Source organism: Sphingopyxis sp. LC81 (assembly GCF_000756375.1).
GTDB lineage: Bacteria > Pseudomonadota > Alphaproteobacteria > Sphingomonadales > Sphingomonadaceae > Sphingopyxis.
In genome coordinates this window covers 107877-119936 of record NZ_JNFD01000014.1, presented here as the reverse complement: position 1 = coordinate 119936, position 12060 = coordinate 107877, and the positions used below count along the sequence as shown (strand labels likewise).

Sequence of the window (12060 nt, the reverse complement as noted above, 5' to 3'; positions counted from 1 at the left end):
GGAACGGCGGGCAGGCGACCGCTCGGTCCGCTCGCGTCAGAAGGCGATCTGCAAACGCGCCACCCCGAGATCGACCTTGCGATCCGGCCGGACAAGGCTGTCAGAATGGGTCGAATGCACATAATTCGCCATCAGGCGGACGTTGCTGCAAACATACCAATTTGCGCCAACGGAAACCGACGAAGCCTTGCCGGCATCGAGCGCGCTATTGTCGAGATCCAGCTCGCTATAGCGCGCAGCCAGTTCGACGCCGCCCCGCTTCTTGTGGAGTTTTGGCCCCGATGGGAGGCCGTTGCTGCGGGAATATTGATAATTTTCTCCCGTCAGCATCCAGCTGACCTGTCCGTACCAGCTGTCAAACTTCAGCCGGGGGCCTAGGTCGCGCGACAACCGCGTCGCGATATACTGGCCCTGGAACTGCAGCGATTTATGAGCGAACGCCAATTCCGCTCCCGCATTGTTCAGCTTCGATGGCGAGCCAATGCCCCCTGTCTGAATGAGATTTGGCGCCAGATCGGACCCCGGTCCGCTCGAGAAACGGACAACGTCGAGGGTGTCGAAAGAGCGGCGCTCATAAGCGGCGCCCAAATGGAGGAAGCCATCGTCGCCCCGCGTCGGCGCGAAGGTCGCCCTTCCTGCGAAGCCATCGCCGCGTTCCTTGGCGCGCCCCTCTGCATCGTCGAGCGCATCGCCGAAATAGCCGGCGCTGACGGTCCAATTGTTTCCCGCCGCCTTCACTGCGCCGCCTAGGCCGAATGCTGGCGCCAGCGTGCTGGCCAAGGAGCGTTCCACGAAAACCGTGTCGTTCGAACTTTGCATATCTTCCATACTGAACGGGACGATGAAATTGCCGCCCTTGATTTCGATGGCATCGACCGGCCTGATGCTGGCCCAGAGGTTGCGCCAGCCATCGGCGCCGGCAAATTCGCGATCCACGCGGAATCGCAACACATCCCCGATCCGACCCGAGAATTCGAGGCGCGCGCGGCGAACATCGGCTTCGCTTTCACTCCCTGTACCGTCATCAAAAATGGCTGCATCGAGATGCAGGCGCCCCCCGAGCGTGAGTTCCACGTCGCCACTCTCCAACTTGATTCCGTCCGGGCCAGTCGAAAGGCCTTCCTTGGCAGCTAGCGGCGCAGTTTGGCCAAGCCCGTAGGCGGCAAACAGGCACGCTACAAAGGCCCGTGAGAAATGTTTCGTCATGCCACTAATCCCTTTTTGTTTAAGATATTGAATTTATACCTGCTTCCAGGAGCTCGAACGTGAGCCGCGGCAGGTGGTGATTTCGGGCCGCCTGCGCGAAGCTGTGAGCCAGACCCGGAAGAACGGTCAGGCTGGTGCGCGGATCGGCCCCCCATTCCAGCATGGCATGGTGCCAGCGCCTCGCCCGTTCCAGGCGATTTCGGCCTTGAATCCGGTCGATCCTTTGGGATCTGCGAAGCGATGAATCGCGAACGATATCTTCGTCACCCACAATCACATGGAATGGGATCGAGCGGATCGCCGGCACATCTAATTTCTCGGGCGAATTGCGCAGCCCTTGGGGATAGGGCGCCGCGCGGTCGGGAAAGGTAAACCAGCCGGGCGCGACCAGAACGCCGTTGCGGATCATGTAAGGATGATTGAAGGCGAAACGGTGCGCAAATTGCCCACCGCCCGAGAAGCCGAATATATCGACTGGGCATGCCTTGAGGCCGAGCTCTCCGCGCACGGCATCGAGAATATCGAACAGCAAACGGTCGGCGCGAATGCCGGTCTTCGGATCCAGAAGTTGCTGATATTGTCCGACGACCGATCGGCGCATCAGCGGCGCAACGAGCACCACGCCCCGTGCTTCCGCCTCTTCCGCGAAGCGCAGTGCCAACTCGCATCCATTCTCGGAAATACCGTGCATCAGGACCAATATCCGATCCCTTCGCGCGGCCCTCGGTACATAGAGAAAGAATTCGCGCGGCGGTAATCCGGGGATAGAGCGGAACTGGACATGCTCCTTTCTCGGAAGCGGTTCCGCCGCATATTCTCGCGAGGCGCAGTTCATTTTGGTGACGCCTTGCCATTTCCGGTCGACGCGACAGGCTCGAGGTTCTGGCAACTCTCGCGGATACTCCCTTCTTCGATACGCCAGCCTCGATTGGCGATCCGGCGCAGTCCGTGGCGCCGCGCCACCATGATCACGACACCAGGGTAATTTGCGATTAGGGTAGCAAGCCTGTCGATCATGCTGTCGGGCAAATGGCCTTCCACCGCATCCAGCAACAGGAGCGATGGTTGGCCGAGCAAGGCGCGAGCAATGAGCAGAGCCTCATGCTGGCCACCCGAAAGCGAAGTACGCGGCTCGCCGATCATGTGTCGGAGGTTGAGACCGATGCTATCCAGGCCAAGCTGATCCGCCAGTTGCAGGACTTCGAGGTCGGAGGCCGACCGCTGCCGATACCTCAGGTTCATATCGACGCTACCAGGAAGCAACGGAACCGCATGGCTGGCAAGGCCAATAAGGCGCTGTGCATCGGCCCCGGACAGGCTTTCCAAATCCGCCCCATCGATCCGGATCGCTCCCTGCGGCGGCGAGTTTAGCCGGCCAAGGATGGCCATCAGCGCCGATTTGCCGCTACCCACTGGGCCATCCAGCAATATGACCTCGCCAGGGGTTGCAGCGAGGTCGATGATACCGGTCATTCCGGGCAATGTGAGTTTGTCGATATTCAGCCCGGCCATGTCGAGTCGAGCATGGGCTTTTCGGCGATTGAAGCGGCGTGGCAGCGCCATCAGGCGATCGATCCGCTGCATGGCTACCCGCCCGGGTATGAAGCGCTCGAATGCGCGCCCAGTATCATGGAGCGCATGACCCATTATTCCGATCAGACTCATCAGGCCCAGTAGATCGCCGTTCGTCATGGTGCCCACGCGCACCTCCTTGCTTGCGGCCAGCAACAGCAGGAGCATCATGATGGCGGCACTCGATTGACTAAGACCGCGCAGGGCTCCGACAAGCCACGCGCGGCGACGGGCTGCGGCGGTCAGGCTGAGCGAACGTCGCTCCAGCTTGCGGAGTTCAGAAACGCTGCGACCCATTGACACAACGGTCGCGGCTGCTTCCAGGCGCCCCGTAACGAAACCGGAGACCTTCGCACGTTGACGACGAATGTCGCGCGTCACCTGGTCAAGCGGGCTATTCAATCGCCAGGCAACAACCGCCAGCACCATGACAGCGGTGGCCAGCCAACAGCCGATCCAGAAGTGGCGGATCAAGATGTACGCAAGGAGGGTCAGGGTGATCGTCACGCCGAGTATGAGCCGGGCGAGACCATCGCCCACCCATTGACGGATTGCTCCCAAATCGCCGACGAACGGCAGAAGCAGGCCGACCCGCTTGCCCTTGAGCGACGGGGGTGTGATCGCGCGCAGAAGATGCCTGAAAAGCCGCAGTCGCAGCCAGTGTACATAGGCCAAGCCCATGCCGTCGGCCATTCGGCGCTGCACCATTGCCGTCACCAGCAAGACCATGATTGCCAGAATGGACGAAGCCGCGGGATGTATCGGAAGCGAATGATTGCCCGCGCCCCGACCAACGGCGGTGTCGAACAGGCGAGCAATGCTCCATGCGAGAAAAATGGCTGCTCCCGCATAGGCGAAAGCCGCCGCTAGCAGACCCGCAAATTGTAGCAAGTTGCGTCGTATGAATGCCGGCACTGTCATACCTTGGCGGCGGGCGGCTTCGCTGTCGCTCCGAAGCACAGCTTGGTTGCGAAATGCGGGTCCGCCAAATTCTCGAGTGTAGCGACTGCAATATCATTGTTGGCCCCGGCCTCGCGGGTCGCGAGCGGCGAGGCCGTCATCAGCCCCGTGATTCCTAGAACTGGTAGGTTGCGCGTTCGCAGCCAATCGACGCCATAAGTTGCGCTCAGGGCGTCTGGGGCGGCGAAAAGAATGCCATCAATTGCGTCGCCGAACAGGTGGGATTGGAGCAAGCTTGCTGTTTCGCGTTGGAAGATACCGTCTGCCAGCTCGAGAATGATGACGTCGCTGCCCAGTTCCGACACTTGCAGTATCAGGCCGCGGACGATCTCCTCCAGAAACGAAAGGGAAAGACCCGCAGTGCTGGCGTGTCCCATATCTGTGAAATCGAACACCTGATCGGCCCCTGCATCCGCCATGGACCAAAGGTCTCCGCCCGAACCGGTGCCCGTCGCCTTCGTGCCCGCGACGGTGAGGCCAGCGCGGGAGAGGCCGTGGATGAGAGCCGCCGCCGCTGTGGTCTTTCCGGCATTCATGGAAGACCCGGCAACCGCAATCACCGGTGGGCGTGGGGTAGGTGACCGGGGCGGCTGAATCGCATAACGCGAGAGGTTCAAAGGCCGGGCCCGTCCGTCGGCCAGCAACGCGATGGGGGTAATTCGTGTCGGGCGCCCCACTTTCGCGTGCCGGCTGACCATGCGGGCAGCGATGCCGCCGCCGGCCACGAGATCGCATGGCTCCAGATCGGAGGGAACATCCGCCTCGAACTGGTCGGGAGCATAGCGAGCGCCATATGCGACGATAATCTCGTCGCCGCAGTAGAGTTTGCTGCGCCGGCCGGCTGGGGTCTCTAGCCGACCATGATGCCCGATGGAGTTCACCCGCGCCAGGACCAGATCTCCGGCGCGAGGCGCCCGTGCGCGGATCAAGGCTTTGGCGTCGCGAAAATCGACCCGCCGCGTTACGAAGCTCTTCCGCGCCGCAGCTATTCGTTCAGGGATTTGACCCTGTTCCTCCGCAACCCTGCCAGCGAGGCGTCCCTCGGTCGCGGGTTTGGTTGTTGCTTTGCTCGAAGTTCGGAATTCCAAATGTGCGTTCATAAGCAGGCCCCAGTGTGTCCCCCAAACTCATGACGGATGAAGCGGGAGTCTATTCCACGAGGTCGCGCAATTTGTGTGCTGATTGGCTGAGAAGCTGCGATGTGCCGCCGCGCACCGCGCAAGAGAGAACGCCGCCTTTCGCTCGGCGCGCGCGAAGGCAAGGCTTGATTAAAGCAAGGGAAATACAGCTCTGAATGGGACTGGCATTGTCCCGCGCGCTGTCTCGAATTGACGATCAGTTCCGAACGGGATTTGAAATCAAATCCCGTTCGGAAAATCGCTACATGGCAAAGCGTGCGGTGACGATTATCGAGCGCGGCGCGCCCGGCAGGTTGAGATTGGCCGACGAGCCATGGCCCGAAATGATATATTTCTTGTCGAACAGATTATAGCCGTTCACCTGCAGCCGCACCGGCCCCGCCTGATACCAGGCAAATGCATCGGCGGTCACATATCCGGGCAAGAGCACCGTGTTGGCCGGGTCGGCATAACGGTCCCCCACATAATTGCCACCAGCGCCTATTCCGAACCGGTCGCCGAAGGACTTCGACAGGAACAGGTTGGCGCTATGCTTCGGGGTGATCGTCGCCCGTTTGCCCTGAACATTCGGCACCGTCGACCGGACAATTTCCGCATCGAGATAGGAATAGCCTGCAATGGCGTGCCATCCCGAGGCCAATTCAAGGGTCGCGGCGAGTTCCGCGCCGCGCGTTCGCTGGACGCCGATCGGGATCAACTGGGTCGGGTTGGCGGGATCGGTGGTCTTGATACCGGTGCGCTTCAATTCGAACAGCGATACCGTCGTGTTCAATGCTCCGCCAAACAGCGTGTACTTCGCACCGATTTCCTTGTTTGTCGTCTGCTCGGGAGCAATGTCGGCGTTGTTCGCAGCGATCGAGAAAGCTTCACCGGACGGCTGGAACGACCGGCTCCACGAGACATAATAGGACTGCGCGGTATCGGGCTGGAATACGAGACCAGCGCGTGGGCTCCAATCCCGGTCCTTGCGGTCGAGATTGGGCTTGTTCGCGATGTACTGGATCGTCCGCTGATCGAACCAGTCGTGACGAAGCCCTACCAGCGCCTTGAAGCCGCTGCCAAAGTCGATGAGGTCCTGTACATAGAGTGCGCGGTTGTTGAAGACGCCGCGATTATAGGCTGCTGGTGGGTTCGTCAGGATGATGGGAACGACCGGCAGAGCGGGATTGAACAGATCGACGGTCGCGATGCCGTTGCGCGACACATTCTTCAAATCCTTCACCTGCCGTGCGATCTCGAAGCCATAAAGCAGTTTATGCTGGGTGCCGGCGATGTTCAGTGTCTGCGTCAATTCAGCCTGGTTCGACCAGCCATCCTCGTCGCGGTCGACGTTGGAGCGGTTGAGCGTGACCGTCCGTGCCGCGGCGTTGACCGACCCGGGCAACGTGTTCTTGCGATCGAGCGAATAATTGTAATGGCGAAATCCGTTGCGGAACGACAGCGTATCGCTGAAGCGATGCGTGAAGGTCAGCGTCTGGGAAAAAACCTCCGACTGGCTCACGTCGGCGTCGCGCGCGTTGGCCGCGCCATAATAGGTCGAGCGGTCGACATCGACGGGGCGGCCCAGATAGGCCGGAATGCCGAAGTCGGTAACGCGGCGATCCTTGAGGTAATCGGCCTGCACGAGCAGGACCGTACCGCCGCCTCCACCGAGGAGGATGGAAGGCGCGATCGCCTCCCGATCGAGAAACTGCTGGTCGCGGAAGCTGTCGTCGCGCTCGATCGCGCCGGTCAGCCGCCACGCCACGTCACCGACGGCGTTTACCTGCCCCAGATCGACCTCGCCGCGCTTCGTGTCGAAGCTGCCATAGCTTGCGGTCGCGGAGACGATATTCGTGCCGGGCTTGCGCGTCACGCGATTGATCAGTCCGCCTGAGGATCCGCGACCATAAAGGACCGCGGCGGGGCCCTTCACGACCTCGATCCGTTCGACATTGGAAAGGTCGCGGAAATAGAGCGCATCGTCACGAAAGCCATCGACGAACTGGTCGGCGATCGCCGAGAAGCCGCGGATCGTAACCTGGTCGCGCTGCCCGTCGCCATGCGACAGGCCGACGCCCGGAACATTCTTGAGTGCATCCTGGATCGACAAAGCCCGCTGATCCTTTAGCACCGCGTCCGGCACGATATCGATGGTTTGCGGAATGTCGCGCAGCGGTGCATCGATCTTGGCGATCGAGCTGTCGGATTGGACGTAGCCGCCGCTATCGCGTGTCCCCGTCACAACGATAACGCGCGTGTCATTGTCGCCCTCTGCGCTCGACGCTTCGGCAGCGAGCGCAGCGCCGAAAGGCTGGCTGATCGCCAGGACGGATACGGTCAGAAGCAGGCGCACACTCAATTCCCTCGCAGCATGAATCTCGCGCCGCCGCTACAGATATTAAGAATGATTAGCAATAGTGATATTACTGCCGTCCAGGCGGAGCAAGGGCATCCCCAATCTCACACTCAACCGCTGCACCGCTCGCCAATGATGAGGGCTGCTGCGCGTTCCAAAGCCTTGGCGCGCCATGTTCGCCTGCGCGAGTTGTCGTGTCAGCCGATTCAGTAATCGCTATTGACAATTATTCGCGATCTTTTCACGGACAGCGCTCCGTTCAGCTGTCGCAAATGCAAATGTTGGCATGCACCGGGCGGGTTTCGCAGCGCGATAACGGGGGACATATGACATTGAGAATTTCCGGGACCGCACTGGCAATCTGCCTGCTTTCCGCCGCGCCGGCATGGGCCCAATCGGCCGAAGGTGATTCGGCATCAGTCGGCGATGAAAAGGCAAACGATGAGATTCTGGTCTTTGGCCGCTTGGCAAAGGACACGACGCTTACAATTCCACAGTCGATTGATGTGCTAGGCAGCGAGTTGCTCCAATCCACCGGCAGCGAAACCGTCGGAGATGCGTTGCGGTTCGTGCCCGGAGCCTCGCGTGACGGCTCCACGCTCGACGCTTTCGGCGACACCTATCTGATCCGCGGGTTCCAAGCCAACCAGACGGTCAACGGAATCAACACCAATGCGCTGCGCCAGGCGCGCGACAGCATCGCGATCGAACGGATCGAGGTGCTGAAGGGTCCGGCCTCGGTGCTCTATGGCCAGCTCCAGCCAGGCGCCGTCGTCAATATCGTCACCAAGCAGCCCGAGCGCGATTGGGCCGGTGCCGCGAGCCTCGGCTATGGCCGCTTTGACGACTGGCGCGGAACCATCGACCTCACCGGGCCTATTACCGCGGGCGGAAAGGTCCGTTTCCGGCTGACCGGGGCCTATGACGATGCGGATAGCTTTGTCGATTTCTGGCGCCGCAAGCACCTCTTCATCGCTCCGACCATCGCGTTCGATATCGGCGAAGCAACGACGGTGACGATCGAGAGCCTCTATACGCGCAATAAGCTTAGCGGCTTCGTCAACGGATTGCCGGCGGAAGGCACCGTGCTCCCCAACCCGAACGGCCCGCTGCCACGTTCGCTCGGACACGCCGATCCGACCTTTGCGCCATCGATCCGCGAGAACAGCGATATCTCCGCACGCGTCGAGCATCGCTTCAGCGATCGAGCGACCTGGCGCACCGCGCTCTCCTGGACACATGAGAAGACCGACGAGGAAGGCGTGTTCGGCCTGCTCGGATGGGAGGACGACGCCAAGCGTAATCTCATGCGCGCCGTGCTGACCTCCGTCTCCAAGGGCGATAGCTGGACCACGCACAGCGATCTGGCGCTGGAATTCGACACTGGGCCGATCACCCATTCGCTGGTGCTGGGCGGCGATTATACCTGGTTTGACCGTCACAATCGGAGCGACGTCGGCCTTGCCGCAAGTCTTGATGTTTATGATCCCGTCTATGATCTGGCGGCGCGCCCGGACACGTTCCCGCTCCCCGATTTCGGCAGCGAAACCGATGAATCCACGCGCACCGCAGGACTCTTCGCTCAGGATCGCATCTCACTGACTGACCAAATCAAGCTCGTCGGCGGGCTGCGCTGGTCACACTACCGCCAGCGAACCGAGAGCACCCAGGGAACGGGCCCCCTCAATATCAACCGGCAGACCCAGACCGCGTGGACCAGCCAACTCGGGATGCTCTACACGCCAGTCGAGAATGTCGCCTTGTTCGCCAACCGGACAACCTCATTCCTTCCGGTCCAGGGCGTGACGGCCGATGGCTCGCCGCTCGAACCCGAAACCGGCACCCAATATGAGCTGGGCGCAAAAGCCTCGCTGCTCGGCGGACGGCTGGCGCTGAACGCCGCGCTGTTCCATCTGAAGCGCGGCGACGTTGCAGTGTCCGATCGTGACGATCCGTCCGCGCTGATCGCGATCGGCGCGCAGGTCGCCAAGGGATTCGAACTGTCGGCGAGCGCCCGACCGGTGGATGGTCTATCCCTCTACGCTGGCTACGCTTATACGGACGCCAAGACCACCGAAGACACCAATGTTGCGCTGGTCGGCAAGCGCATCCGAAACATCCCCCAGCACAGCCTTGTGTTCCGGGGCGACTATGAAGTCCGTAACGGGATGCTTGCGGGCTTGGCGTTCGGTGGCTCGGCGACGTATACCGGCGACCGTTCGGGCGATCTGGAGGATAGCTTCGAACTGCCGGGCTATTGGCGCGCCGACTTCCAGATGAGCTACGCGTTGACCGAAAACGTCAAATTGGGCGCAAGTGTCGAAAACCTCACCAATGAGCGCTATTACACCCATGCGTTCAGCCTTTTCGAAGTATGGCCGGGCGCACCGCGGACGTGGCGGCTGTCCCTGTCCACGCGGTTCTGATCAACCATGCGCGGCCGCCGGATCTGGGTGATCGCACACCGCTGGGCGGGGTTGACGATCGCACTGTTTCTGGCGGTTGCCGGAACCACCGGCACGCTCCTCGCTTTCTATGAGGAACTCGACGCCCTGTTTGCGCCAACCATGCATATCGCCCGTCCGCCGGCTCAGGGGGCAGCGATGCTCGATCCGCAAGTGCTGCGCGATCGGGTGCTGGCAAGCCATCCTGGCGGGGTCATCACCTATCTGCCGCTTCATCTCGAACCTTGGAAAAGCGTGCGACTGAACGTCGAGCGCGTCGATCCTGCGAGCGGCGCCCTACGTCCCTGGTCGGAGGAATGGGACGAACTCTCCGTCGATCCTTACACCGGCCAATCGCTCGGGCAGCGCCAGGTAGGAAACATCGGACAGGGCATGATCAATCTCATGCCCTTCCTGTATCAACTTCACCACAGCTTCGCGCTTGGCGAATATGGCATGTTGGCTTTTGGCGTCGCCGCGCTGATCTGGACGATCGACTGCTTCGTCGGGCTGTTGCTCACTTTTCCGCTACGGCTGAAGCGTGGTGCACCACAAGGCGGCGTCTCCGCAACCGGATGGTGGTCGCGCTGGAAGCCGAACTGGCTCGTGCGCTGGACAGGCGGGCAGCACCGCCTCACGGTCGATCTGCATCGCGCCGGAGCGCTCTGGATATGGCCGCTTCTGCTGGTATTCGCTTGGTCCGGCGTCTCCTTCACACTGACGCAGGTCTATAACCCCGTGATGGAACAATTCGGCTACGAGCGATTGGAAGCGGGCATCGTGCCTTCAGCTACGTCGCGCCCCACGCCGCGGCTGGATTTCAGGGCGGCCGAGGCGGTGGGCAAGAATCTTGCGGCAGGCGAGATGGCACGCCGTGGCCTTTCGCTTGATCCGATGCGGGAAACCGGCCTGCTTCATCGCCCCGACGTGGGCGTTTACGCGTATATCTTCAGCTCGTCGGCAGACTTCCGGACCAATGGCGGCCGGTCGCTCGCGATCTTCGACAGCAACACCGGCCGATTGATGAAGCTCGTCTTGCCGCAAGGACAACAAGGCGCCAATACGCTGACCGAGTGGATCTCGGCCATGCATATGGCTGCCATATGGGGTTGGCCCTGGCGAATTGCGGTCAGCCTGATCGGATTGATGGTTACCCTGCTTTCGGTCAGCGGGGTCCTTATCTGGATGCGCAAGCGCTCGGCGCGGATCGCGCGAAATGGCAAAGCGCACCAGATGGCTGCCACTCGCCCCGCTTGAACGCCCCCCAAGCTGGTTTCATATGGCTTGTCTGGCGGTCGGGATTTTCCACCTCGCCCGTGTCTTATGAGCTTCGCAAGTGTTGGTTCGATCGTTTTGCGCGCTTAATCCAGAAGCTCCAGACCGCAAGCGAGCCAAGCAACGTCAGGCCCAGACCCGAGATCGTCATCGCCAGTCGCAGGAAGAACCCGCCCACCTTGGCCGCATGCAGGGGATAGACCCTGTCGAGTATCTTCGCACCCGCCGGCAGGGTGTCCGCATCCAGCGCTTTGACCAGATGGCCGCCCTCCGACGCGAACCAGAGACTGGTGCGGCCGTTGGGGAGCCACTCCCCGGGCCGGCGCATACGAATCAGGATGGGATCGCCAGGCCTTGCGGGAAATCCGATCAACCGAATTTCGGCGTCCGGGAAACGTCGCCGAGCTTCGGACACCATTGCATGCCAATCCGGCGGCGCGGCGAGCAGCCGGGAAATGGTCGTCGGACCGGCGGTCGCCGCGGCGATCTCGCTCGCCGACGACCACGGGCTGACCAATGCCAGTCCGACCGGTTTCAGCGCCATCATGGCTCCCGTCACGAACGAGAGGATGAGCAGCGGAGCGAGCAGAACGCCGAGATCTCGATGGTGACGCAGGATCGCCGGCTCGGTCATTCGGACCGGCCATAACCGAGGCGCGAACATGTACCGCCGCTGCCACCAGAGGAGCGCACCGCTGACGACAAAAGCTATTCCGATCAGCGCCGCGATCCCCGTGACGGTCTCCCCGCCCTTGCCCATGAAGAGATGGCGGTGGAAATCGAACAACCACAATTCGGGACGCTCCCATTGGCTTTGCCAATGGTCAACAATCACGCCGCCAGTATCGACATAGCGTCCCGACCCATCGCTATAGATAATGCGATGGAGCGGCAGGTCCGTCGAAGCGAAGATGATATAGTCCACCGCCGGAGCCGGGTCGCGCAGCGCCTCAGCCACGACATCCGGCAGCGCCATGTTCCGAGATGGAGCCTGGCCGACCGGGGTGAGCAGGCTGTCGGCATGAGCCAGCAGCGCGCCTGACAGGCCGATCAGCGCCAGCAGCAGCCCGATCAGCCCGCCAGTCCAGCGATGCAGAAGATCGATCATCCGCATGGCGTCATCCCG

At 61.5% G+C, this 12060-nt stretch carries 8 protein-coding genes; 2 read left to right on the top strand and 6 right to left on the bottom strand.

Annotation, left to right across the window (positions count from 1 at the left end; translation table 11 throughout):
- Positions 1-36: 36 nt before the first annotated feature.
- The 5 genes from FG91_RS08075 to FG91_RS08055 form a co-directional block, all read right to left on the bottom strand.
- Positions 37-1206 (bottom strand): OprO/OprP family phosphate-selective porin, encoded by a 1170-nt coding sequence (locus FG91_RS08075; RefSeq protein ID WP_081940478.1) that lies wholly within the window; start codon positions 1204-1206, stop codon positions 37-39.
- Between the two features lie 19 nt (positions 1207-1225).
- Positions 1226-1906, bottom strand: a complete 681-nt coding sequence (locus FG91_RS08070; protein ID WP_152568047.1) for a hypothetical protein — start codon at positions 1904-1906, stop codon at positions 1226-1228.
- Between the two features lie 131 nt (positions 1907-2037).
- Positions 2038-3693, bottom strand: coding sequence for an ABC transporter transmembrane domain-containing protein (locus FG91_RS08065; RefSeq protein WP_161785638.1), 1656 nt, complete (start codon positions 3691-3693; stop codon positions 2038-2040).
- 2 nt (positions 3694-3695) lie between these two features.
- The gene (locus FG91_RS08060; protein ID WP_200878420.1) at positions 3696-4838 is read right to left on the bottom strand and encodes a DUF1611 domain-containing protein; all 1143 of its coding nucleotides are present in this window, start codon (positions 4836-4838) and stop codon (positions 3696-3698) included.
- A 280-nt stretch (positions 4839-5118) separates the two neighbouring features.
- Positions 5119-7212, bottom strand: a complete 2094-nt coding sequence (locus FG91_RS08055; RefSeq protein ID WP_037513936.1) for a TonB-dependent receptor — start codon at positions 7210-7212, stop codon at positions 5119-5121.
- A 197-nt stretch (positions 7213-7409) separates the two neighbouring features.
- Here FG91_RS08055 and FG91_RS08050 point away from each other — a divergent pair, with 197 nt between their 5' ends.
- Together FG91_RS08050 and FG91_RS08045 are read left to right on the top strand one after the other, a co-directional pair.
- Positions 7410-9641 (top strand): TonB-dependent siderophore receptor, encoded by a 2232-nt coding sequence (locus FG91_RS08050; RefSeq protein WP_200878419.1) that lies wholly within the window; start codon positions 7410-7412, stop codon positions 9639-9641.
- 6 nt (positions 9642-9647) lie between these two features.
- Positions 9648-10916: a PepSY-associated TM helix domain-containing protein gene (locus FG91_RS08045; RefSeq protein ID WP_037513933.1), complete on the top strand. Its 1269-nt coding sequence runs from the start codon at positions 9648-9650 to the stop codon at positions 10914-10916.
- Between the two features lie 64 nt (positions 10917-10980).
- Here FG91_RS08045 and FG91_RS08040 read toward each other — a convergent pair whose 3' ends face one another.
- Positions 10981-12048, bottom strand: a complete 1068-nt coding sequence (locus FG91_RS08040) for a PepSY-associated TM helix domain-containing protein (protein WP_037513931.1) — start codon at positions 12046-12048, stop codon at positions 10981-10983.
- Positions 12049-12060: the final 12 nt, after the last annotated feature.